17 protein-coding genes are annotated in these 21,642 nt (G+C 74.0%); 8 read left to right on the top strand and 9 right to left on the bottom strand.

The genetic code is table 11. The annotated features are described in order from the left end of the window. The 3 genes from F5972_RS25820 to F5972_RS25830 all read left to right on the top strand — a co-directional run. The coding region (locus F5972_RS25820; RefSeq protein WP_191910317.1) for a flavodoxin-dependent (E)-4-hydroxy-3-methylbut-2-enyl-diphosphate synthase at nt 1-300 on the top strand (300 nt) is incomplete at its 5' end. Nucleotides 301-446: 146 nt separating this feature from the next. Then, nucleotides 447-2,264 (top strand): alpha/beta hydrolase, encoded by a 1,818-nt coding sequence (locus tag F5972_RS25825; protein ID WP_225311866.1) that lies wholly within the window; start codon nt 447-449, stop codon nt 2,262-2,264. Nucleotides 2,265-2,321: 57 nt separating this feature from the next. Further along, nucleotides 2,322-3,164: a GNAT family N-acetyltransferase gene (locus F5972_RS25830; protein ID WP_150937118.1), complete on the top strand. Its 843-nt coding sequence runs from the start codon at nt 2,322-2,324 to the stop codon at nt 3,162-3,164. Here F5972_RS25830 and F5972_RS25835 read toward each other — a convergent pair. From F5972_RS25835 to F5972_RS25850, 4 genes are all read right to left on the bottom strand, one after another. Continuing rightward, nucleotides 3,145-3,567 (bottom strand): DUF3037 domain-containing protein, encoded by a 423-nt coding sequence (locus tag F5972_RS25835; protein WP_150936738.1) that lies wholly within the window; start codon nt 3,565-3,567, stop codon nt 3,145-3,147. The two genes, F5972_RS25830 and F5972_RS25835, sit on opposite strands and share 20 nt — an antisense overlap. After that, entirely contained in the window at nt 3,564-4,388 is an 825-nt protein-coding gene (locus F5972_RS25840; RefSeq protein WP_150936740.1) for a HipA family kinase, read from the bottom strand. The genes F5972_RS25835 and F5972_RS25840 overlap by 4 nt, the downstream gene beginning before the upstream one ends. A 94-nt stretch (nt 4,389-4,482) precedes the next feature. Beyond that, nucleotides 4,483-5,802: an alkyl sulfatase dimerization domain-containing protein gene (locus F5972_RS25845; RefSeq protein ID WP_150936742.1), complete on the bottom strand. Its 1,320-nt coding sequence runs from the start codon at nt 5,800-5,802 to the stop codon at nt 4,483-4,485. A 48-nt stretch (nt 5,803-5,850) separates the two neighbouring features. Continuing rightward, entirely contained in the window at nt 5,851-6,714 is an 864-nt protein-coding gene (locus F5972_RS25850; protein ID WP_150936744.1) for a helix-turn-helix transcriptional regulator, read from the bottom strand. 182 nt (nt 6,715-6,896) lie between these two features. Between F5972_RS25850 and F5972_RS25855 the strand changes: the two genes are divergently transcribed. Next, a complete protein-coding gene (locus tag F5972_RS25855) occupies nt 6,897-7,757 on the top strand; it encodes an SDR family oxidoreductase (protein WP_150936746.1) in 861 nt (286 codons plus the stop codon). A gap of 33 nt (nt 7,758-7,790) precedes the next feature. Here F5972_RS25855 and F5972_RS25860 read toward each other — a convergent pair whose 3' ends face one another. Then, nucleotides 7,791-10,397, bottom strand: a complete 2,607-nt coding sequence (locus F5972_RS25860) for an AAA family ATPase (RefSeq protein ID WP_150936748.1) — start codon at nt 10,395-10,397, stop codon at nt 7,791-7,793. A gap of 493 nt (nt 10,398-10,890) precedes the next feature. Here F5972_RS25860 and F5972_RS25865 point away from each other — a divergent pair, with 493 nt between their 5' ends. After that, nucleotides 10,891-13,146: an MMPL family transporter gene (locus F5972_RS25865; RefSeq protein ID WP_150936750.1), complete on the top strand. Its 2,256-nt coding sequence runs from the start codon at nt 10,891-10,893 to the stop codon at nt 13,144-13,146. 35 nt (nt 13,147-13,181) lie between these two features. Here F5972_RS25865 and F5972_RS25870 read toward each other — a convergent pair whose 3' ends face one another. Together F5972_RS25870 and F5972_RS38370 are read right to left on the bottom strand one after the other, a co-directional pair. Beyond that, nucleotides 13,182-14,507, bottom strand: coding sequence for a cellulose binding domain-containing protein (locus tag F5972_RS25870; RefSeq protein WP_225311867.1), 1,326 nt, complete (start codon nt 14,505-14,507; stop codon nt 13,182-13,184). Nucleotides 14,508-14,809: 302 nt separating this feature from the next. After that, on the bottom strand, nt 14,810-16,807 hold the full coding sequence (locus F5972_RS38370) for a serine/threonine-protein kinase (RefSeq protein ID WP_225311868.1): 1,998 nt from the start codon (nt 16,805-16,807) through the stop codon (nt 14,810-14,812). Nucleotides 16,808-16,976: 169 nt separating this feature from the next. Between F5972_RS38370 and F5972_RS37480 the strand changes: the two genes are divergently transcribed. Beyond that, on the top strand, nt 16,977-17,117 hold the full coding sequence (locus tag F5972_RS37480; protein ID WP_191910318.1) for a hypothetical protein: 141 nt from the start codon (nt 16,977-16,979) through the stop codon (nt 17,115-17,117). Between the two features lie 20 nt (nt 17,118-17,137). On the opposite strand, the gene F5972_RS25880 is transcribed toward F5972_RS37480, so the two are convergent. Together F5972_RS25880 and F5972_RS25885 are read right to left on the bottom strand one after the other, a co-directional pair. Then, nucleotides 17,138-17,818 (bottom strand): DNA alkylation repair protein, encoded by a 681-nt coding sequence (locus tag F5972_RS25880; protein ID WP_150936755.1) that lies wholly within the window; start codon nt 17,816-17,818, stop codon nt 17,138-17,140. Then, a complete protein-coding gene (locus F5972_RS25885) occupies nt 17,815-18,507 on the bottom strand; it encodes a TetR/AcrR family transcriptional regulator (RefSeq protein WP_150936757.1) in 693 nt (230 codons plus the stop codon). The genes F5972_RS25880 and F5972_RS25885 overlap by 4 nt, the downstream gene beginning before the upstream one ends. An 87-nt stretch (nt 18,508-18,594) precedes the next feature. Between F5972_RS25885 and F5972_RS25890 the strand changes: the two genes are divergently transcribed. Both F5972_RS25890 and F5972_RS25895 read left to right on the top strand, forming a co-directional pair. Further along, nucleotides 18,595-19,971, top strand: coding sequence for an alkaline phosphatase D family protein (locus tag F5972_RS25890; protein WP_150936760.1), 1,377 nt, complete (start codon nt 18,595-18,597; stop codon nt 19,969-19,971). A 72-nt stretch (nt 19,972-20,043) separates the two neighbouring features. Further along, a complete protein-coding gene (locus F5972_RS25895; protein WP_150936762.1) occupies nt 20,044-21,549 on the top strand; it encodes a glycoside hydrolase family 3 protein in 1,506 nt (501 codons plus the stop codon). Nucleotides 21,550-21,642 lie beyond the last annotated feature (93 nt).

The following is a 21,642-nucleotide window of genomic DNA, read 5'->3' on the forward strand; positions in this document are numbered from 1 at the left end:
GTCTACACCCTCGCCGAGCAGGTCCAGGCCGGGCTGGCCGGGCTCAAGGTGCCGCTGCGCGTGGCCGTGATGGGCTGCGTGGTCAACGGGCCCGGCGAGGCCAGGGAGGCCGACCTCGGCGTCGCCTCGGGCAACGGCAAGGGGCAGATCTTCGTCAGGGGCGAGGTCATCAAGACCGTGCCGGAGTCGCAGATCGTGGAGACCCTCATCGAGGAGGCCCTGCGCCTGGCCGAGGAGATGGGCGTCGAGGTGGACCTCGACGACGACGAGGCCGGCGGCCCCGAGGTCGTCGTCCGCTGATCACAGGGTCGGCTCGACAGGGTCGGCTCGTTACAACAAGCAATACTCTGACTACACAATGGCAATGACCGGGTAGTACCGGGCGTAGCGCCGCGATCACACCGCGAGGCTGGCCTCTGCCGTACAGGAGCAGAGGAGCGTTGCCGGTGAAGCGGGTCGTTGGTGTGGTCGCGGGCGTGGCGGCTCTGGTCGCCGGGCTCGCCGTACCGGGAGGGGCGGCGGCATCCGGAGAGGCCGCGGCCCGGAGTGCGGAGGCTCGGGGTGCGGAGGCTCGGGGTGCGGCGTCGTGGAGCCGGGTGGAGCCTTCGAGCCGGGTGGAGCCTTCGAGTGGGGCGCGGGCCGGGGACCGGACGGCGCCGTGGAACCCGGCGACGTCCCGGAGACGCCCCTGGGGGCCGCCGCAGCGGCCCGTGGAGTGGCGGCCCTGTCCCTCGGAGGGCCCCGCCCAGGACGTGGTCCAGGGCGACACGTCCTCCGGCGGCCTGCCGGGCTCCGCCGCCTCCCGCACGATGCGGCGGGAGCCGGTGAAAGAGTGCGCCACGCTCGACGTCCCGCTCGACTACTCCGAGCCGTACGGCCAGCGGATCTCACTGGCGCTCAACCGCTTCAGGGGCACGGTCTCGCGCGACGCCAACCACCTCGGCGTGCTGCTGGTCAACCCGGGCGGCCCGGGCGGCGAGGGCCTCAGCCTGGCGGGATACGTCGCGGCCCGGCTGCCCGCCGACGTCGCCGCGCGGTTCGACGTCGTCGGCTTCGCCCCACGCGGGGTGGCTCCGAGCAGGCCCGCGCTGTCGTGCGTCGACCCGGCACGCTTCTTCGCCGCGCCCCGCCCCGACAACGTGCCGCGCGGAGACGCCGACGAGCAGGTGCTGGCGGACCGGGCCCGGCAGTACGCCGAGGGGTGCGGCAACCGCTGGGCCTGGTTCCTGCCCTACCTGACCAGCGAGAACAACGCGCGGGACATGGACGCGATCCGGGCGGCCCTCGGCGAGGACAAGATCAGCTACCTGGGCTACTCGTACGGCACCTATCTGGGCGCGGTCTACGCCACCCTGTTCCCCCGGCGGGTGCGCCGGCTCGTGCTGGACAGCGTGGTCGACCCCGAGGGCGTCTGGTACGGCGCGAACATCGCCCAGGACCGCAGCTTCGACCGGCGCCACCGCGACTTCCTCGCCTGGCTGGCCGGGCACGACGACGTCTACCGGCTGGGCGCGAGCGAGGCCGCGGTCTCCTACGCCTGGTACGCCATGCGCGCCCGCCTGCGGGACCGCCCGGCGGGCGGCCTGGTCGGCCCGAGCGAGCTCGACGACGTGTTCTCCAACGGCGCCTACACCGACCGGCTCTGGCCGTACCTCGGGGCCGCCTTCTCGGCCTACGTCCACCGGGGCGACCCCTCGATCCTGGTGAAGCTCTTCCACAGCGAGGCCGAGATCGACGCCGAGAAGGAGAACGCCTACGCCGTCTACCTCGGGGTGGAGTGCCGGGACGCGCCCTGGCCCCGGTCATGGGCCCGCTGGCACGACGACACGCGGCGGCTCCACGCGGAGGCGCCCTTCATGGCCTGGCCCAACGCCGTCTACAACGCGCCGTGCGCCTTCTGGCCGGAGAAGGGCGGCACGCCGGTCAAGGTGGCGGGCAGCGCGCAGCTGCCGCCGATCCTGCTGATCCAGGCCCAGCGCGACGCCGCCACGCCGTACGACGGGGCGCTGCGGATGCGCCGCCGGTTCCCGACCGCGCGGCTGGTCACCTCGGCCGGGGGCAACCACGGCGTGTCCCTCGCCGGGAACGCGTGCGTGGACCGCTATCTCGCCGCCTACCTGCGGGACGGGTCGGCGCCGCCGCAGCGCAGGGGCGCGCGGGGAGCGGGCGCGAGCTGCCCGGCCGACCCGTCGCCGCGGGCGGCACCGGTGAACATGGCGGCGGCGCCCGGCGCGGCCGCGCACGAATCCGCCGTACGGCGGTGAGGCCCGCGCGGGCCGATACATCCCAAACGTGAACCGTTCGCGTAGGCTGGGCCCGTGATGCTGCGCACATCGGCGTCGCGCGTGCTCGACGACGGCGATCGGGACGAGGTGCTGGCGCTCCTCGACACCGATCCGGTCGCCAACGTGTTCGTAGCGGCCAGGGTCAGGGCCGTCGGCCTCAGCCCCTCGCGGCTGGGCGGCCAGATGTGGGGATACGGCCCGCGCGGCGGGCTGGTGTCCCTCTGTTACGCGGGGGCCAACCTGGTGCCCGTCCACGCCACCCGTGAGGCCGTGCACGCCTTCGCCGACCGGGCGCGCAGGCAGGGCCGCCGCTGCTCGTCGATCGTCGGCCCGGCCGCCGCCGTCGAACAGCTCTGGGAGCGGCTCGAACCCCACTGGGGCAGAGCCCGGGCGATCCGGTCGGCCCAGCCGGTCATGGCCACGAGCTCCGCGCCCGCCGTCGAGCCGGACCCGCTCGTCCGGCGGGTCCGCCCCGAGGAGTTCGGCATCCTGCTGCCCGCGTGTGTCGCGATGTTCACCGAGGAGGTGGGCGTCTCGCCGGACAACGGCGACGGCGGCGCGCTCTACCGGTCGAGGGTCGCCGAGCTGATCCGCATCGGGCGGTCGTACGCCCGGATCGACGACGGCCAGGTGGTCTTCAAGGCGGAGATCGGCGCGGTCACGCCGCACGCCTGCCAGATCCAGGGCGTGTGGGTCCACCCGGACCTGCGCGGCCGGGGCCACGCCGTGGCGGGCATGGCCGCGGTGGTGGAGCAGGCGCTGAAGTACTTCGCCCCGGTCGTCACCCTCTACGTGAACGACTTCAACCTCCCGGCCAGGGCCGTCTACCGCAGGGTGGGCTTCCAGGAGGTCGACTCGTTCATGTCCGTGCTGTTCTGATCTGTGCTGTTCTGACCGGGGCCGGCGGCCTGACCAGCCGGTTCAGCAGGTGTTCCAGCTCGGCGGCCGGGTCGCCGGTCAGCCCGGCGTGCACCGGCCCGGTCTGCACGACCGTGCTGCGCGGAGCGGTGAGCCAGCGGAAGCGCGCGCCGAGCGGCTCCCCGCACAACGGTCCCGCCTCCTCGCCGCAGGCCCGCTCGTACGCCGCCAGGGCCAGCCGCACGCCGGGGAGGTCGACCGGCGCGCCCAGCGCGAGCAGCCGTGGCTCGTCCAGCTCGGCCCGCGCGCACAGATAGCCGCGTGGCTGGCAGTAGAGGATGACCCCCGCGTTGACCAGCTCGCCCCGCTCGACGCTCGGCACCACGCGGATCACCGCGTACTCGTAGACGTCCCGCCCGCTCATCGCCCGGCCTCCCGCGCGGCCCGCCAGAAGCCGCCGATCGTCGCGCCCCGCTCGTCGCGCGGGGCGGGTGCCTCGCCCGGGTCCGGCAGCCAGTCGCGCGGCCCGGCGGCCCGGGCGAGCAGGTGCTCGGCATAGGCCCGCCGTACGGCCTCCGCGTCCGCGAAGCCCGGCTCGTCCTCCAGCCACTCGTCCGGCACCAGCGCGGTCACCTCGTCGAGCAGCGTACGGGTGACGCGCCCGGCGAGGTCGGCGTCGGCCTCGCCGAGCCGGGTCGCGAACGGCGCGAGCACGTGGTCGCGGCCGTCGAACCGGCGGCGGGGGTCGGCCGTCGGCCAGTTGTGGTGGAACCACAGGGCCGCGCCGTGGTCGATCAGCCACACCCCGCCGTGCCACACCAGCAGGTTGGGGTTGCGCCAGCTCCGGTCCACGTTGTGGACGAAGGCGTCGAACCACAGCACCCGGGAGGCGAACTCGGCGTCGGGCCGCCAGGCGAGCGGGTCGAAGCCCAGCGCGCCGGGCAGGAAGTCGATCGCGAGGTTGTGCCCGGTGCTCGCGGTGAGGAGGTCCTGGATCTCCTCGTCGGGCTCGCGGGCGCCGAGCTGGGGATCGACGTCGACGACCTTCAGCTCCGGCGTGGCGAAGCCCAGCCGCCGGGCGAGCTCGGCGCAGACGATCTCGGCGACGAGCACCCGCCTGCCCTGGCCCGCGCCGCGGAACTTGACGACGTAGGTGCCGAGGTCGTCGGCCTCGACGACGCCGGGCAGCGAGCCGCCCTCGCGCAGCGGCGCGACGTACCGCGTCGCCGTGATCTGTTCGAGCACGACAGGAAGGTTACCGGCAGGGCCGGCGGGCGCTCCCCTCCAGGCGCCCGCCGGCCGTCGTGACGGACGACGTCTCCGGTGCCGGTCGCCGGTCTCAGTTGGCGACCGGCAGCCACCAGACCCGGCCCTCCGTGACGTCGTGGTAGACGTCGAGAAGGTCCAGGCCGGTGATCTTGCTGCGTGACTCCGCGGCGGCCCAGGCGTAGACGCCGCGGGCGATGGTTCCGGGCTCCTGCTGCACCCGCAGCGCGTACACGAGGGCCCTGATCTCGTGGACCTGGTGGTCGTCGGGCTCGGCCTGCGCGGCGAGCTCGGCGAGCTGGCACGCGAGGCGCAGGTCGCCGTCGGCCGCCGCGGAGACGGCGCGCCCCGCGACCGACGCCGCGCCCGCGGACAGCTCGGCGACCGCGCGGGCGAAAACCGCGTCCGGGGCGGGCTTGAGGTTGGCCGGGTTGCCGTCGTGCCAGCCGCCGTGCAGCCGCCAGATGTTGCGCACGATGAACTCGGGCTCGTCGTGGTGCTCCCGCAGGTAGACGCGGGCGGCGAGCGCGGGCGGCGGCTTGACCTCGTGCAGGATCTCGTCCAGCCGGGCGCCGGAGTTCATCAGGTCGAGCGTCTGCTCCACCAGGCTGTCGAGGTAGTCGGCGGTGTCGGCGAGCGCCCTGCGCACCCGGGCGGAGCCGCAGATCGGCAGGCCCCGGCCGGGGAGGAGCAGGTCGGCGTCGAGCGCGGCCATGGCGCGGAGGGCCACCGCCCACTCGTCGGGATAGCCCTGGACCCGCTGCGGGTCGCCCGCGCCCGGCACCGTCCAGGCGAAGAGGTCCCCGGTCAGCAGCACGCCGCGCTCCGGCAGGAACGCCCAGGTGGCGTCGTCCGTGGCGCCGTGGGCGTGGGTGAGCATGAAGGTGACGTCGCCCAGCGACAGCGACAGCCGGTCGCGGTAGGTCAGGTCGGGCAGCCGGTGCGGCAGCGGCCACACCACCCGTGGGAACCCCTGCTCGCGCAGGTCCACGGTGGCGTTGTAGCCGGCCGTCCTGCCCTGCTGGGCGAGCCGGCGCACCAGGCCCTCCTGCGCCACCACCAGCGGCCGCGGGCCGGGTTCCGCGTCGAACTCCTCCAGCCCGGCCAGCCGGTCGGCCCTGCCCCGGGAGAAGATCGCGTACTTGAGCGGCTCGGCCGACCACTTCCTGATGGCCCGGTAGGACGGCGACGCCTCGCGGGCGTCGCCGGTGTCGAAGAGAGCCAGCCCGTCCTCGCCCCGGACGACGTAGACGTTGCCGCAGGCGGGCCACATCGCGACGCCGTAGGCGATCTCCTGCACCCCGTCCCGGCGCAGATCGGAGACGGGCACGTCCTCGGGACGCACCGAACCACGCCAGACCGCGTCGGCGAACCGAAGGATCGGTGACTCCATGCTCCAGAGCCTGGCCCTCCGCGCGCGCGAGGCCCAGTAGGGAGATCCCTAATGTCCGCCGCGAACCGCCGGGGTCTCGGCGGTCCAGCTCGCGAGCAGGTCCAGGGCGCGTTTCGAGGACGAGCCGGGTTCGGCAGTGTAGACGAAGAGCGTCGTCTCCGGGTCTCCGGGCAGGGAGAGGGTCTCGTACTCGACGGTCAGTTCGCCGACGAGAGGGTGCCGCAGGCGTTTGGAGCCGTGGGTGCGCTGGTGGACGCGGTGCTGCTCCCACCAGTGGGCGAACTCACGGCTGTGCTCGCGCAGGTCGGCGATGAGCGCGACGGTGGCCTGGTCGTCCGGGTCGCGGCCCGCGTCGAGCCGCAGGCTCTCGACCGCGGCGCGTGCCTGGACCTCCCAGTCCACGAACAGCGAGCGGGCGTCGTCGAGGAACATCCATCGCGCGTAGTTGCGCTGCCCGGGCGGCATCCGGTCGAAGTCCGTGAACAGCGCCTTCGCCATCGCGTTGGCGGCGAGCACGTCGGTGCGGCGGCCGAGGACGAGGGCGGGCTCGCCGTCGAGGGCGTCGAGGAGCTGGTAGAGCCCGGGGCGCACGCGCTGGACGCCACGGCTCCGGCGTCGTACGGGGGCCGCGGTCATCCCCACGAGGTCGTGCAGATACGCGCGTCCGGCGTCGTCGAGCCCGAGAGCACGGCCGATGGCCTCGACGACGGCCGTCGAGGGGACGATGCGCCGGCCCTGTTCGAGGCGCGCGTAGTAGTCGGTCGAGACCCCGGCCAGGAGAGCGACCTCCTCGCGGCGCAGGCCCGGGACGCGTCGCACGCGGCCGTCGGGAGGCAGTCCCGCGCGCGACGGGTCGACCTGGCCGCGGGCGCGTCTGAGGAAGTCGGCGAGTTCACGGTTGGTTCCGGCCACGAATCCAGTCTCCACGGTGCCGCGCCTTCCCGACTGGTCCTGTGCGTCCTAGGTTGCCCGGTGCGCGGTCGCGCAGGGCGCGATATGGACGTCCACGGCGGGTCGCGGCGAAGGAGGCTGGTGCTGTGCCGGTCTCGGGGGCCTCCCGGCCGGCGCCACTCGCGACATTCGAGAGGATCACCATGAGCTTCCCAGCGGACCGGCCCGCCACGTGGTTCGTGACCGGCACCTCCCGCGGCCTCGGCCTCGAACTGGTCAGGCGGATACTGGAGCGCGGAGACCAGGTCGCCGCGACGACGCGGTCGCCGGAGCGGCTGCTCGCCGCACTCGGCGACGGGATCGAGACGTCGCGCCTTCTCCCGCTCACCGTCGACCTGCGTGACGACGAGGCGGTCCGCCGGGCGGTCCGGGAGACCACCGGGCGCTTCGGCGGCCTGGACGTCGTCGTCAACAACGCGGGCTACGGCTTCCTGGCCGCGGTGGAGGAGACCGGGGACCGTGAGGTCCGCGACATGCTCGACGTCCAGGTCGTGGGCGTGTGGAACGTGCTGCGCGCCGCCCTGCCGATCCTCCGCGAGCAACGAGGCGGCCACATCGTCAACGTGTCCTCGATCCTGGGCCTGACCGCCGTCCCGGGCTGGGCCCTCTACTGCGCCGGGAAGTTCGCGCTGGAGGGGTTGAGCGAGGCGCTCGCCGCCGAGGTGGCGGAGTTCGGCGTCGAGGTCACCATCGTCGAGCCCGGCTACTTCCGCACCGATTTCCTCACCACGGACAGTCTCGTCCTGCCCGCGGAGACGACCGCGCACTACCCGGCCATCCGCGAGATGATCCTCGATCACCTGAAGCTCCAGGGCAGCCAGCTCGGCGACCCGGTCATGGGCGCCCGCGCGATCATCGGGCGGGTCCTGGCCGGGGAGGGCCCGCTGCGGCAGTTGCTCGGTTCGGACGCCCACTCCTACGCCGTGGCCAAGGTCGAGGCCCTGCGGGCGAACGTCGAGGCCACCGCTCTCAGCGCGCCCGCCACCGACTTCCCCGCGGCCTGACCATCGTCGGCCGCCCCAGTGACACGGGGCCGCTCACAGCTCGCCACGTGCGACGGCCAGGGCGAGCTCCACGCGGGACCGCAGCCCGGTCTTGGCGTAGACGCGGGTGAGGTACACCTCCACGGTCTTGCGGCTGTAGTGCAGCTCCTCGGCGATCTCGGGGTTGCTCAGGCCGCCCGCGACCAGTTCGATGACGCGGCGCTCGCCGGGGGTGAGGCGGCCCTCGGGTTCGGGGACCATCCCGGCCTCGCGCAGGCGGCGCTCGGACAGCGCCGCCCAGGGAGCCGCGCCGAGCCGGGTGAAGATGGTGTGCGCGCGGGGGAGCTGCGCCGTGTCGCCCAGCGCGCCGAGGATCAACCGGGCGCGGGCCTCCTCGAACGGCAGGCCGTCGGCGCGGGCCCGCTCCAGCGCCGCGCCCGCCCGGGCGGGCCTCCGGAACGCCCAGCCCACCGCCAGGTCGGCGGCGAGCAGGGTCCGGGGACTGCCGTTCGCCGACCGCTCGTCCAGCTGGGCGGCGGCCGCCCGGCAGGCCGCGTCGTCACCGGCCGCTCCCGTGATGAACACCTGTACGGCGAGGGCCCGGTGCACCACGTCCGGCACGTCGCAGGCGAGCGCCCGGCCGAGCTCGCGCCGCGCCGTGGCGAGGTCGCCCCGGGCGTGCGCGAGGCGCGCGCGGAACGTGCAGCGCAGGCCGTTCTGCATGGCGCAGCCGGGCGGCGGCTCGGCGAGGACCCGGTCGGCCTCCTCCAGCCGGCCCTGGTCGAGCAGGATGTCGAGCTCCATGTTGCGCAGCAGGGCGAGGTTCTCCAGCAGGCCCGCCTCGGCGAGCCCCCGGGCGGCGACGGCGATCTCCTGGAGCGCGCGGTCCCAGTCGCCGCCGAGCCGCCGGATGACCGCGACGGTCCGCACGTGCTGCCCGGCGATGTCGTGCCAGCCGAGCCCGCGGTGGATCTGCTCGGCCTGCTCCAGCACGTCGGCGGCGCGGGCGCGCTGCCCGGCCGCCGCGAGCACGTGCGCCGCCGACTCCAGGGCCGCGAGGCGGGCACCGGGCGGCAGCGCGGCGGCGAAGGCGAGCAACTCGTCGACCGCCCGCCGGCACTCGGCCCAGTCGCCCCGCACCAGCGCGTGGATCGCCAGGCAGCCCACCGCGATCGCGCGGTCCTGCGGCGGGCAGTCGGCGACGCCCTCCCAGGCGCGGCGGGCGATGTCGCGGCTCGGGCGGCCCAGTTCCGCGCTGACCAGCGCCTGCTGGGCGAGCAGCGCCGAGGCGTCGTCGGCCTTCGGGATCTGGCGGCGGGCCACGTCGAGCGCCACCTCGTACCACCCCATGGCGTGCGCCGCGCCGACGGCGGTGTACGCGGCCTGGGTGCGGCGCCGACCGGCGGGCAGCACGGCGAGGGCGCGCTGGGCCGAATTGAGCGCGAGCGCGGGCCGCGAGCCCTTCCAGTAGGCCAGGGCCTGCCTCGCCAGCAGCTCGCCCGGCTCGGGGGACAGCTCCGCGGCCTTGCCGTACCAGTGCGCGGCCGACAGCGGCGCGGTCCAGCGGGTCAGGTCGGCCGCCCGCAGCACCGCCGGAAGGGCCCGCGCGGGCGGGCCGGCCTCGGCCATGTGCGTGGCCCACTCCAGCACCCGCCGGGTGCCGGTCAGTCCGTCGCCTTCGAGCATGTCGGCGATGCGGTGGTGCACCTCCCGCCGCCCCGCGGGGCCGAGGTCGTCGTACAGCGCCTCGGCGACCAGCGGGTGGGCCAGGGCGTAACCGTCGCCGCTCCGGGCGACGACGCCGTCCCGGACCAGGGCGTCGAAGGCGCGTTCGGCCTGTTCCGGGCGCAGCCCGGCCAGCGCGGCGAGCGCCGCAGGGTCCGCGGTCTCCCGGGTCCGCGACAGCGCGGCCAGCACGCGGGCGAGGTCGCGGCCGCCCCGGTCGCGCTGGAACAGCCGGCTGAGGATCGCGCCGCGCCGGGCCCCCGGGTCCGCCGAGCGCACCGCGCCGCCCTGCACCAGCGTCAGCACCGCCTCCTGGGCGAACCACGGGTTGCCCCGGCTCGCCGCGTGGATCCGCCGCAGGACGGCGTCGCTCGGCGTACGGCCGAGCAGCGCGGTGACCAGTTCCGCCACCTCGGGCATGGTCAGCGGCTGGAGCCGTACGCACAGGTCCACGTCGAGAGCGGGCGGATGCCGCGCGGTGCAGAGGATGGCGATGGAGTCGTGCCGGTGCGGCAGGGCCCGCAGCACGCCCATCGTGTCGGCGTCGGCGAGGTGGATGTCGTCGATGGCGAGGAGGGTGGGGCCGGGCAGCGACTCCAGGACCCGGGCGGCCATCGCGCCGGGCGCCGCCGCGGGCTCGCCGAGCGCCGCCTGGTCGATCGACTCCAGCAGGTCGGACAGGACGTCGGCCACCTCGCCGCGCAGCGAGCCCAGGGCGTCGACCAGGGGGGCGTAGGCCCGTCCGCCGTCCAGTTCCCGCGCCTGGCCGCGCAGCACGCGGAAGCCCTCCAGCCGCGCCGCCACCTCGCCGAGCAGGCGGGTCTTCCCGATTCCGGGCTCGCCGACGATGAGGACGGTCCGGGGGGTGCTCGACAGGGCCGAGACCACCTGGCCGAGCGCGCCCGCGCGGCCCTCCCCGACGGCCGGTACGTCCACGGCTGGCCGTCACCCCCTTCACATCGGGTCCGCTGGCGTTCCTAGGACGCGGCATAAAGGTTGAACGTTCACACGAAATGTGACGCGCCCCGGCGGTGATCGCAAGGGGATATGGATACCAGAATTCGAACGCCGCGACGGTGACGGCGGGGTCTCCCCGGACACCGGCGCGGGGCCCGTCCGGTGGTCCGCAGCACCCCCGACCGCGCCGCACCACGCCGTACCTGGGAGGCCCGGCGCGCACGCGGGTCACGGGAGAGGGGACGGGCCTGGCGCGCCGGATGAAAAGTTCTTTTGCGAGCTCCGTGATCGCCTCCCCGTCGCCGGGCGACCGGGACGTGGCGCCGCCGATATCGCCGGTGAGTAACCGGACCACCACGATACGGTAGGGCGAAGGTGGCGTCCGCCCGCCGATCTCCTACGTTTACCCTCGTACTGTACGGCTGTACGGTACGGCCGTCATGACGTGCTACCCGGGGACGGACGGTCGACGATGAGCGGGCTTCTTGGGCGGCTCGGCGAATGGTGCGCTCGGCACGGCCTGCTCGTGCTCGCGCTGTGGGTGCTCGCGGCGGGGCTGCTGACCGCGGGCACGGTGGTGTGGGGCCGGCCGGTCAACAACAACGTGGCGATCCCCGGCACCGACGCGCAGCGGGCGCACGAGCTCATGCGCGAGGGCTTCGGCCCGGGGTTCGACCCGGGCGGGACCGTGCAGCTCGTCCTCTACACCCCGAAGGGCACGCTGAACGAGAAGGCCCGCAAGAAGGCCGTCGAGCGGTCGATGGACGCCCTGCGGCGGACCCCGCACGTCGCCCAGGTGGAGACGCCGTACCGGGTGGGCGGCATGTCGCCGAGCCTGCGCATCGGGATCATCACCGTGCGCCTGCGGGGGCAGGACACCACGAAGATCGCGCAGACCTCCGAGCAGCTCGCCGCCGCCGCCGCTCCGGCGGCCCGCGCGGGCATCGAGGTCGTCCCCTCCGACAGCTCCACCCCCGCCGACAAGCAGATCAAGACCGGCGTCAGCGAGGTCATCGGGGTCGTCGTCGCGCTGCTGGTGCTGCTGTTCGCCTTCGGCACGCTCGTCGCCGCGATCGTGCCGATCTTCACCGCGATCGTCAGCATCGGCGTCGGGCTCGGCATCATCGGGCTGCTCGGCCACATCGTGGACGTGCCCTCGACGGCGTCCATCCTGGCCACGATGATCGGCCTCGGCGTCGGCATCGACTACGCGCTGTTCCTGCTGTCCCGGCACCGGGCGCTGCTGGCGCGGGGAGTCGCGGTGCACGAGGCGGTCCGGCGCACGGCCGCCTCGTCGGGCGGCGCCGTGCTGTTCGCGGGCGGCACGGTCGTCATCGCCCTGAGCGCGCTGATGCTCGCCGGGTTCCCGCTGCTGGCCACGCTCGGCTGGATCACCGGCGTCTCGGTCGTGTGCGCCGTGCTCACCTCGATCACGCTGGTCCCGGCGCTGCTCGGCATCCTCGGTCAGCGGATCAACGCGCTGCGGCTGCCGTTCTTCGGGCGCGCCGCCCGCCGGGACGGCCCGGCGACGGGCTGGACCAGGCTCGGGCTGTGGGTGGCGCGCCGCCCCTGGCGGGTGCTCGCCGTCACCGTCGTCGTGCTCGCGGCGCTCGCCGCCCCGGCCGTCACGATGCGGCTGGGCCCCCTCGACGACGGGTACGGCGACAAGGGCACGTCGGCCCGGCGGGCGTACGAGCTGATCGAGGCCGGCTTCGGCCCGGGGGCCAACGCCGGGCTCATCGCGGTCGCCGAGACCGATGAGAGGATCGCGAAATCCACGCCGCCCGACCCGCTCGTCCAGGTGCTGCGGCAGCGGATCGAGCACATCGAGGGCGTCGCGTTCGTCGCCGAGCCGATGGTCAACGACGACGGCCGCTCGGTGATGTTCCAGGTCGTCCCCGACTACGCGCCGAGCGACCCGCGGGCCCTCGACGTGGTGAAGCGGGTGCGGGCCGTCCAGGTGCCGGGGGCACGCCTGCACGTCGGCGGCGAGGTGGCCGGCATGGCCGACGCGGGCGACCGGATGATGAGCAGGACCCCCCTGGTCGTCGGCGTCGTCGTGCTGCTGAGCGCCCTGCTCCTGCTGCTGGCCTTCCGCGCGCCCCTGGTCGCGGTCAAGGCCGCGGTGATGAACCTCGTCTCGCTGGGGGCCGCCTTCGGCGCGCTCGCCGTGGTGTTCTCCCAGGGCCTCGGCAGCCGCGTGGTCGGCATGGACCCGCCGGTCTCGGCCGACGGGTCCTATCTCGCCACGCTGTTCTTCTCCGTGCCCATCGACACGTACGTGCCGCTCATGCTGTTCGCCGTGCTGTTCGGGCTGTCGATGGACTACGAGGTCTTCCTGCTGACCTCCGTACGGCAGGCCTACACGCGCAGCGGGGACAACCGCGCCGCGGTGGCCGAGGGGCTCGGGTCGACCGGCCGGGTCATCACCTCCGCGGCACTGATCATGGTGGCGGTGTTCACCGCGTTCATCGCCTATCCCGATCCCCTCGTCAAGGTGTTCGGGGTCGGGCTCGCCGTGGCCATCGCGGTCGACGCCACCCTGATCCGGGGCTTCCTCGTGCCCGCCACGATGGTGCTGCTCGGCCGGCTCAACTGGTGGATCCCGCGCTGGCTCGACCGTCTGCTGCCGAACCTGTCGGTCGAGGGGCACGAGGAGGACGCTCCGCCCGCCGAGCGGACGGAGCCCCTCCTCGTGGACGCCGGCCGGCACGCCCGGCGTCCCTGACCCCCTCGCCGGTTCCCGGCGAGGGGGCGCGGGCGTCAGAAGTTCTTGCTGCGCACCGTCCACTGGGCCTTGGCCGCCAGGCCCGAGGAGCCGAGGATGTACGAGCGGGCCGTGGCGTTGCCGTTGAGGGTCATGTCCAGGAACTGGACCACGGCGGTCATGCCGTCGGTCATCTGCGCGCCGAAGATGAACCCGGTGTGCCCGGCCTGCGCCTGCTCGGCCAGCACGGCCGGCACCCTGACCAGGTCGTAGTTGGCCCGGGTGTTGTCGTAGGCGATGTCGGAGGGCCCGCCGTCCAGGAACATCACCGGCGTGTGCAGCTTGGACAGCTCCGAGCGCGAGTATCCGAACGAGCCGTCGGCGAACAACCCGCTGTCGAGCGACACGACGCTGTCGACCCGCTGGTCCTGCCCGGCGATCAGTGCCTCCAGCCCGCCGCAGGAGTGCCCGGCGGTGGCCACCCTGGAGAGGTCGAGCCGCTGGTAGAGCGGCGACCCGCTCCGGGCGTTCTCCCGCTCGGCCCAGCCGATCGCGTCGGTCAGCAGCGACGGGATCGGCGACCCGCTGTTCACCCCGTTCGGCGAGCCGTCGACCGACGCCGTGTCCACCACGACGAAGCCGCGGGCCGCGATGAACGTCAGCGCCTGGACGACCTCGCTCCCGTTCGTGTGCGCGCAGGCCCCGTTGCCGAAGACCAGCACGGGCATCGGGCGCCCGACGGCCGAGGGGTTCGACGGGCGGAACACGGTGTAGCGGTTCGTGCCGTACGCCCCCTCACGGGTCACCGGGAAGTTGTTGTTGATCATTGGGCGGTCCGGCGGCGTGGCACTCGGCGTCGGGCTTGGGCTGGGACTGGGGCTCGGGCTGGGGCTGGGGCTCGGCGTGGGTGACTGACTCGGTGACTGGCTGGGTGAGGCGGTGGGGGAGGCGACGCCGCCGGTGCAGGTCACGCCGTTCAGGGCGAAGCTCGTCGGCTTCGGGTTCGAGCCGCTGAAGCTTCCGTTGAACCCGAAGGCGACGCTGCCGCCGGTGGGGATGGCGCCGTTGTAGGAGGCGTTGGTGACCGTGACCTGGGAGCCCGACTGGGTGTGGGTGCCGTTCCACAGCTGGGTGATGGTCTGCCCGGCGGGAAACGACCAGGTCAGCCGCCAGCCGTTGACGGGGTCGCCCAGGTTCTGGATGCCGACGCTCGCGCCGAAGCCGCCCGGCCATTCGCTGGTCACCGTGTAGGTGACCTGGCATCCGGCCGTGGCCGCCGACGCGACGTGGACGCCGGCCACCCCGGCGCCGGCTGTCAGCAGCGCGGCGACGGCGGCGGCCGTCAGGCTCGACCGCCGGCGAATAGAGCTGTCATGTCGCACAGGCTTTTCCCATTCTCCGAGTTGTGGCGTTTCTCCGCTGCTGCGCGTACGCGCTGGTGGGGGCCACCGCTCCGGGAGGCGGCGCGGATGCCTTATGTGAGCGTTAACATCTCGGACCGCCAACATCCCGCGAAGGATGGCCTGGTGCGCTGAGCGCGAGCCAACCCGGCGGACCCGGACGCGTCAACGCGGCGGAGTCTCCGCCGTGCTCACGCCGCGTCTGCCACACCGCTCTGGCCTGGCGCTTCGCGGCAGCCGGCGGCACGGCCGACCGGAACGGCGAGGGGCACCCGGTGAATATTTCACCGGTCCGGGCGAAAACCCGCCGACTGTGCGGAGTCCTCCGGCGCCGCGCTCCCGGGCGGCTCGGGACTCAGCGTCACGCCCTGCGTGACACCCTGCGGCGCGTCCTGTGACGCACTCTGCGGCGCACTCTGCGGCGCGCTTTGAGGCGCACTCTGTGGTGTGTCGGGAGTGCGCGGCTTGTCGGGACTCTGGGGCGCTTCGGGAGTCTGCTGCGGCTCCGGTGTCCTGGGCGAATCCGGTGTCCTGGGGGGATCCGGAGTCTTCGGTGGCGCGGGAGTCGGCGCTTTCGGAGTCCTGGGCACGCCGGGGGTTCCGGCCGGCTCGGGGCTCTCACGCGGGCCGGGGCTGTTGCCTGGGCCTGGCGGAGACGCGTCCGGCTTGGGGCACCGGGGGCCGGTGACGGTCCTGGTCTGCACGCGTGTGCGGTCGCCCTCCCGCGTCGCCGGGACCGTGGACACCTCGACCCTGCGGTGCACGGTCGTCCCGCAGGCGGGGGAGGGGAAGGGCTGCTGGAAACCCATCCGGTAGGAGGTCGCGCCCCGCAGCGCGATCGTCTGCGGCGGAGCGGCGACGAGCGCGGCGGGCGACGGCCCGGAGGCGAACCGCGCGGTGAGCAGCACCCGCCCGGTCGTGCTCGCCCGCACCTCGACCGTAACCGCCTGTCCGTCGAACGACGTGATGCCGAGGCCGGTCACCCGCGGCGGGGCGGGGCTGGACGACGGCCCATGGCTCGGAGACCTCGTGGCGCCCATGTGGGAGGGGACAGGTTCCCCGCCCGGCCCGCCGCCCGTGCCGCCGTCCGTGCCGCCTCCGGACGCGCCGCCGGCGTCCTCGGTGGTGGAGCCCCCGGTGGTGGGATCCCGTGTGGTGGAGTCGGCGGTGGTGGAGTCCGCGGGGACCGGTCCGGCCGTGTCCGGAGGCGGCGCGGCGGGACGGCTGTGCGGCGGCGGCGTGAGCAGGGTGCCCTGCGCGACCGGCATCTGCCGGTTGGCGGCGACCACCCCCGCGGTCACCAGGGCCGCCAGCACGACCGCGCCGAGGGCGAAGCGCGGGGCGAAGCGCGTGAGCCGTTCGGCGAGCACGGTCCGGGCGAGCGACGTGGACACCTCGACCGGCACCGCCGGAGCGGCCAGGGGAAAGGTCAGTGCGAGCAGGGTGGCCAGTTCCGCCAGGTGGCGGCGGCCACGCTGCTCCCAGTCGGGGCCGTAGGCCGAGGTCGCCGCGGTCTCCAGGTCGGCGACGAAGGCCCGGGCGGTCGGCGGCCGGTCGGCCGGGTTCTTGGCCATGCCCCGCGCGACCAGGGTCCGCACCGGGGCCGGCACGTCCCCGGCCGGGACGGGCGCGCTGCGGTGCAGCATGCGCAGCACCGCCATGTCCTGCGCGCGGTACGGCCGGCGCCCGGTCAGGCACTCGTAGAACACGCAGGTGGCCGCGTAGACGTCGGTGGCCGGGCCGGCGGGCCCGCCGTACCACTGCTCGGGCGCCATGTACGGCGGGGTGCCGGCCGGGGCCTCCGGCGTCCCGCTCGGCGTCGCGATGCCGAAGTCCGACAGCTTGCTCGCGCCGTCGGCCTGGACCAGCACGTTCTCCGGCTTGTAGTCCCGGTGGACGATGCCCGCGGCGTGCGCGGCCGACAGGCCGGCCAGCGAGCCCTTCAGCACGACCAGCGCGGCCTCGGGACTGGTCGAGCCGTGCTCGGCGAGGATCTTGCGCAGGGAGACGCCGTCGACGAGTTCCATGACGATCGCCGCGCCGTCACGCGCCTCGACGTACTCGTACAGGCGCACGACGTTGGGGTCGTTCAGCTCCACCATGACCCGGGCCTCGTGCCGGAACCCGGCCAGGAAGCGCGGATCGCGGCGCAGTTCCTCGCGCAGATACTTGATCGCGACGTAGGCGCCGGTGGTCGTGTAGGTCGCCAGCACGACCCGCCCGGCGCCGCCCGCGCCGAGCTCCCGCACCTCCCGGTAGCCCGGTACCGACCAGGCCCTCATGACGCCCCCTTGAATCCGCCCTGACTCAAGGTCTCACCCGAAAGGGCGGTTGTCACCGGAGCAAAAACGTCACCTCGCGGATGTAATCCGGGAGATCGGGCGCGCTGTCGTCCGTACGGGGCGCTTTCCCGGGCGGAGCACATTTCGGCCGGGCCGTAAAGTGACCTTCATGGCGCGCAATCTCATCCTGTCCGGCGGGGTGGCCCACGACCTCCCGGCGACGTCCGCCGCCCTCGCGGACGTGCTCGCCCACCTCGCCCGGGGCGGCGGGCTGCTCCAGCGGTCGGCGCGCTGGGCCCTGGGGCGGTGAACCTCCGGGGCCCAAGGACGTCAGGCGCCGGGGAGGTTCCGCAGCGCCTCGCGGCGGCTCAGCCCGCTGAGGCCCCGGTGCTTCACGTAGCGGAGCACCTCCTCCGGGTTGGTCCTCGCGTACTCGCGCAGCGCCCAGCCGATGGCCTTGCGGGCGAAGAAGTCGGTGTCCGACAGGCTCGGCTCGATGCACGCGTAGAGCAGGTGGACGTCGGTGCCGTCCTTGAAGGAGTTCTGGCACAGGATGGCGGCGCGCCGTTTCCACAGGTCGGCGTCGTGCGCCCACTCCAGCACCAGACGGCGCATGCTCTCGGGATAGAGCCGCAACAGCGTGCCGATCCGGTGGATGGCGATGTCGTCCACGAAGTCCCACCAGGCCCCGGTGACGATCATCTCCTCGTACATCGGGATCGTGTAGAGCGTCTGCCAGGACCGGTAGAACCGGTGCGCGGACAGCTCGATCGCGGCGTAGCGCTCCTCGCGGTACTCCGCGTCGCGCCACAGCGCCAGCACCGCCCGGCGCCACTCGGGCGCGCTGTCGAGCCGGTGCTCGGTGAAGAGCCTGCGCAGCAGGGCCCGCCGCGGCACGGCCGTGACCCCGAGGAACGGCATCTCCGACTTCATGTACGCCCGCATGGACTGGGCGCGCGCCGGGTCGGCGGCCTCCGTCAGCGCGAGGCGTACCGCCTTGTGCAGTGTCATGACGGCCGGCTCGCCCGCTCCCCGGTCGCGAGACCGTCGAACAGGAGCTTGACGAAGTGGTCGGCCAGGCTGTCGGTGTCGAGCCTGCCGCCGGGGCGGAACCAGCGCACGGTCACCCAGATGGTGTCGCGGATCATCCGGTAGGTGAGCTTGGGGTCGACGTCGGCGCGGAACTGGCCGGCGGCCTGGCCGGCCCTGATCTGCTCCACCCACATGCGCTCCACCTCGTCCTCGGCCCGCAGCAGGTAGTCGAACCGGTCGCCGGGGAGCGAGCGCAGGTAGTTCCAGTCGTTCTGCATGACGGTGATGGCCGCCCGGTGCGGCTCCAGGGTGCCGAAGCCGATGCGGACCATCTCCGCCAGGACCGAGTGGGGATCGTCGCGGCGTTCCAGCACGGCCCGGTAGCGGGTGATCAGATCGTCCAGGAAGGTGCGCAGCACCTCGTCGACGATCGTCTCCTTCGAGTCGAAGTGGTGGTAGAGGCTGCCGGAGAGGATGCCCGCCTCCAGCGCGATCTCCCGTACCGTGGTGGCCTGGAAGCCCTTGCGCGCGAACAACTCGGCGGCGAGCCTGACGAGGTGCTCGCGTCGTTCCGACGCCGGCCCGGCCACCCCGCGCCTCGCCCTGCCCGGCACACTGACCGGCACGGCCGTGCCGCCGGACTCCTTACGCTGGTTCACGGCTCCCATTATGGCCGTCGAGCAAGGGCTTGTTCGCAACTCTCGCCTCGCGTGACCTCCCGGCATGACCGCCGCCCGTACGGCAGGATCGGACGCATGGCGAAATTGCAGTATCCGTTCACCTTGGGGGTGGCGTCGGGCGAGCCCTTATCCGACGGACTGATCCTCTGGACCCGGCTGGCTCCCGAGCCGCTGAATCCGACGCGCCCCGGCGGCATGCCGGACAAGGCGACGAGCGTGCGGTGGGAGATCGCCGAGGACGAGGCGTTCCGGAAGGTCGTGCAGTCCGGCACCACGTCCGCGCAGCCCGACTGGGCGCACAGCGTGCACGTGCGGGTGGCCGGGCTGAAGCCCGGGGCCGACTACTTCTACCGGTTCTCCGCCGAGGGCCACGTGAGCCGGGTGGGCCGCACCAGGACCGCCCCCGCCGCCGGCTCGACCGCTCCCGTCCGCTTCTGCTTCGTCTCCTGCCAGCGCTACGAGCACGGTCACTTCACCGCGCTGCGCCATCTCGCCGCCGAACGGCCCGACCTGGTCCTCCACCTCGGCGACTACATCTACGAGTACGGCAAGCCGAAGAACCCCGGGCCCGGCCGCTGGGTGCGCCCGCTGGAGTCGACCGCCGAGTGCACCACGCTCGCGGGGTACCGCAACCGCTACGCCCGCTACAAGATGGACCCCGACCTGCAGGCCGCGCACGCCGCCGCGCCGTGGCTCGCGATCCCCGACGACCACGAGGTGCGGGACAACTGGGCGGGCGCGCTGCCGGGCGACGGAAGCGCCTCCGCCGCCTTCCTCAAGCGCCGGGCCGCCGCCTTCAAGGCGTACTACGAGCACCAGCCGCTGCGCGTGCGCCCGTCCGACGCGAGCCTGCAGAACCACCGCCGGCGGCCGTACGGGCGGGTGGCCGACTTCCTGCTCGCCGACGCCCGGCAGTACCGCCAGGGCCGCGACATGCTCGGCCCCGAGCAGGAGAAGTGGCTGGTCGACCGGCTGCGCGGCTCGACGGCCCGGTGGAAGGTGCTGGCGCAGGCGGTGTTCTTCTCCCAGCGCAGGTTCCCGCTCGAACCCGTCAGCGCCGACGCGTGGGACGGCTTTCCCGACTCACGCGCCCGCGTGCTCGCCGCCGCCCCGGACGGGCTGGTCGTGCTGAGCGGCGACGTGCACAGCGCGTACGCCTGCGACGTGCGCGCGGACTGGGCGGACCCGGCCTCCCGCGCGCTCGGCGCCGAGTTCGTCGGCCCCTCGGTGACGAGCATGCCGGGCATCACCGACGCGAGCAAGATCCTCGACATCAACCCCCACATCGCCTTCTTCGACAGCCGGCACGGATACGTGTCCTGCACGGCCGGCATGACCGAGTTCCGGGCCGACTACCGGGCGGTCGCCTTCGTGGACAAGCCCGGTGCCCCGCTGACCACGATCGCGGGCTTCGAGGTGAGGGAGAACCGGCTGCACCGCACCGATCTCTGATCCGCACTAGCAAATAGGAAAGTTTCCTATTAAATTGCGGGGCATGCCTGAGCGATGCCCTGCGGGCGCAGCATGAAGCGAAGCCCCGACCTGCTCCGTCTCGCCGACACGGTCCTGCTGCCCGGCTTCGCCGGGACCGCCGCCCCCGACTGGGTGCGGCGGCGGCTCGCGGGCGGCCTCGCCGGCGTGGTGCTGTTCTCGCGGAACGTGGACACCCCGGCCCAGCTCGCCGCGCTGACCTCGTCGCTGCGCGCGGAGAACCCCGACATCGTGATCGGCATCGACGAGGAGGCGGGGGAGGTGACGCGGCTGGAGGCCCGCACGGGCAGCTCACGGCCCGGCAACTACGCGCTCGGCGTAGTCGACGACGAGGAGCTGACCGAGCAGGTGGCCCGCGACATCGGGCGCGACCTGCGGCGGGCCGGGATCACCATCGACTTCGCCCCGGCCGCTGACGTCAACTCCAACCCGGACAACCCGGTCATCGGCCTGCGGGCGTTCGGCGCCGATCCGCGGCTCGTCGCGCGGCACACGGCCGCCTGGATCCGCGGACTGCAGTCCACCGGCGTCGCCGCCTGCGCCAAGCACTTCCCCGGGCACGGCGACACGTCCGTCGACTCCCACCACGGGATCCCGCGGGTGACCGCCTCGCGGGAGGAACTGGCCGAGGTGGAGCTGTTGCCGTTCCGGGTGGCCATCCGCGAGGGAGTGCGGGCCGTCATGACCGGTCATCTGCTCGTGACGGCGTACGACGAGGAACGGCCGGCCACCCTGAGCCCCCGCGTCCTCACCGGCCTGCTCAGGCGGGAGCTGGGCTTCGAGGGCCTGATCGTCACCGACGGCATCGAGATGGCCGCCGTCTCCGGCCGGTACGGCCTCGGCGGCGCGAGCGCGATGGCCGTGGCGGCGGGGGCCGACGCGGTCTGCGTGGGCGGCGAGAACGCCGACGAGGCGACCCACGCGCGCATCCGCGCCGCGATCGCCGACGCCGTGACGGAGGGATCGCTGACGGAGGAGCGGCTCGCCGACGCGGCGGCGCGCGTGCGCGCCCTCGCCGCCTGGCGGGTCGCGGCGGAGCCGGGGGACGCCGTGCCCGGCGAGATCGGGCTGGCCGCCGCCCGCCGGGCGCTGCGGGTCACCCTGCGCGGGCCGGCCGGGACGCTGCCGCTGGCCGCGGCGCCCCATGTGGTCGAGCTCGCGCCGGAGACCAACCTCGCGATCGACAAGGGCATGCCGTGGGGCGCCGGGGAGCCGCTGGCCAAGCTGCTGCCGGGCACCACGGTCGCCCGCCTGCGCGAGGAGGACGTGCGGGGGGCGCACGAGCCGGGCGACGGCGTCGCCGCCGTGGTCCTGCGCCAGGCCGCCGACCGGCCCCTCGTCGTCGTGGTGCGGGACGCCCACCGGCATCCCTGGCAGACGGACCTGCTGGAGCGCCTGCTGGCCGCCCGGCCCGACGGCGTCGTGGTCGAGATGGGGCTGCCGGGCCGTACGGACCTGGGGGCGGTCCACATCGCCACGCACGGCGCCGCCAGGGTCTGCGGCCAGGCGGCGGCAGAGGTCCTCGCCGGCCTCGGCTGAGGGCACCGGGCCTGTGACGGGGGCGCCGGGCTTGTGAGGGCGGGGGAGGCGGGCGGCGGCTGGGCGGTGTGGCGTGCGCCGTAGCATGGGGCG

The organism is Microbispora cellulosiformans (assembly GCF_008728085.1).
Lineage (GTDB): Bacteria > Actinomycetota > Actinomycetes > Streptosporangiales > Streptosporangiaceae > Microbispora > Microbispora amethystogenes.